Source organism: Bartonella sp. MR168JLCBS, from assembly GCF_042194175.1.
The window spans coordinates 1-841 of sequence record NZ_JBHIMP010000254.1 but is presented as its reverse complement, the minus strand read 5'-3'; the positions used below and the strand labels follow the sequence as shown (position 1 = coordinate 841).

The following is an 841-nucleotide window of genomic DNA, read 5'->3' as shown; positions in this document are numbered from 1 at the left end:
AGTATAGGTATATTCCATGAAGAGGTAAAGTCCTGTTTTTGGATTTTCTAAGACCTCGATGTTAATTATTTTTTATCATGCATTGTAAAAGGTATCAGGATTGGTGAGAAACTCTTTTAAAGTCCCCTTCTCTTATCAAATGTTTCTTCAATAAAATCAAACATTTTAGAATGTCTCTTCTGACGGTTTAATAAAAAGCTTCTTCTTTTATAGAATTCATGGTTTATGCTTTAACCATTCTCTGGCTTAAAGAATTAGATACACAGAATCTAACAAAACAATAATCCAGTTCAAATGAAATTTTTCATACATTCACATACAAACATAAGCCGTTTTTTATGAAAGCCTCCACATAAAAAATCTTTGCTTTCTCATCGAAAAATTAAGGCGCTTTGATTTTTGATTAAGCATTCTTACTCTATCATTTCTGTTCATAAACTTACCGGTAAATGCAATAATGCTTTAAATATTGTGCATTTCTTTTGGAAACAACCATACTAATTCGAAGCTTCTTTATAAACTGCACCACACGAGTATCAAAAATAAGAGGAGCTTTCGACAGTGCACATTCTGCACAAATTATTCAATAACAAGCCTGTTAATCCTTGGCAAAAAGGCATCTCAAGAACCAAACGACATGCCTTTCATCCTTATTCATCCATAAAATGCATCTTTAAAAATGCGCGGTTATATTTAAGAATCGAGAAAACTACGCAATTTCCGTGAACGGCTAGGATGCTTTAATTTACGGAGCGCCTTTGCTTCAATCTGGCGAATGCGCTCACGCGTTACTGAAAATTGTTGACCAACTTCTTCTAACGTGTGATCAGTATTCATCCCT

1 protein-coding gene is annotated in these 841 nt (G+C 33.7%); it reads right to left on the bottom strand.

Annotated features, from left to right (window positions below; genetic code table 11):
• Positions 1–693 precede the first annotated feature (693 nt).
• On the bottom strand, positions 694–841 hold a 148-nt coding region (locus tag ACFIK8_RS10695), incomplete at its 5' end, for a sigma factor-like helix-turn-helix DNA-binding protein (protein ID WP_281056682.1).